Source organism: Bifidobacterium sp. UBA744, from assembly GCA_002298605.1.
Taxonomy (GTDB): domain Bacteria; phylum Actinomycetota; class Actinomycetes; order Actinomycetales; family Bifidobacteriaceae; genus Bifidobacterium.
Map to the genome: position 1 here is coordinate 72559 of DBKS01000027.1, position 1158 is coordinate 73716.

General features: G+C 60.2%; 1 protein-coding gene. It reads left to right on the forward strand.

Annotated features, from left to right (window positions below; all coding sequences use genetic code 11):
* Positions 1 to 20 precede the first annotated feature (20 nt).
* Positions 21 to 1034, forward strand: coding sequence for a ribose-phosphate diphosphokinase (locus B2994_RS03100; protein WP_291526919.1), 1014 nt, complete (start codon positions 21 to 23; stop codon positions 1032 to 1034).
* Positions 1035 to 1158 lie beyond the last annotated feature (124 nt).

Here is a 1158-nt window from a genome sequence, read left to right on the forward strand (position 1 = left end):
CACAGCGAAGCGGAGGTTATATGTCTGCAGTCCTGGAGGGCGTGCCTGAGAAGCGCCTTGCGTTGGTAACCGGTCGAGCATATCCCGAGCTTGCTGAGGAAGTCGCCAAATGCCTGGGCGTGGAGCTGTTCCCCACTACGGCGTATGACTTTGCGAATGGCGAGATGTATGTGCGGTTCGCCCAGCCGGTGCGCGGCGAGGACGTGTTCGTGCTGCAGTGCCATTCAGGCGAGATCAACAAGTGGATTATGGAACAGCTGATTATGATTGACGCGCTGAAGCGTGCGTCGGCCCGTTCCATCACCGTGGTCGCGCCGTTCTTCGGCTATTCGCGTCAGGACAAGAAGCATCAGGGTCGCGAGCCCATCACCGCGCGTCTCATGTTCGATTTGTTCCGCACTGCCGGCGCCGACCGCATTATGACTGTGGATCTGCATGCCTCCCAGGAGCAGGGTTTCTTCGACGGTCCGGTTGATCATCTGACCGCCATGCCGGTGCTGCTGGATTATGTGCGTGGCCATGTGCCGCTGGAAACCGCCACGATTGTGTCCCCGGATGCCGGCCGCATCAAGGTGTCCGAGCAGTGGGCCGCCCGTTTGGGTGGGTTGCCGCTGGCGTTTATCCATAAGAGCCGTGACATCACGCGCCCGAACCATGCCGAGGCTCATGGCATCATCGGCGAGGTGCAGGGCCGTGATTGCGTGGTGGTTGACGATATGGTCGATACCGCCGGCACGATTTGCGAGGCCGTGCGCACGTTGAACGATGCGGGCGCCAAGTCGGTGACGCTGGTCGCCACGCATGGGTTGCTGTCCGGGCCGGCTGTGGAGCGCCTGTCGAAGTGCGGTGCCAAGGAGATTGTGTTCATGGACACCGTGCCGATTCCGGAGGAGAAGCGTCTGCCCAATATGACCGTGTTGTCGGTTGCGCCGCTGCTGGCCGCCGGCATTCGCTCGGTGTTTGAATCGCGTTCGGTGACGCATCTGCTTGAGGGCCTGCCCGCCGATATGCGCCCGCGCAATATTTATGCGTGATCTATGTGTGATCAGTGCGCAAGCATTGCGCTGATTGCCATTGCCGAAAGCCTCCGTTCCGGTCATATCAGATCCATATCGGATCATTGTGATGATTGGAGCGGGGGCTTTGGTTGCTTTTGCA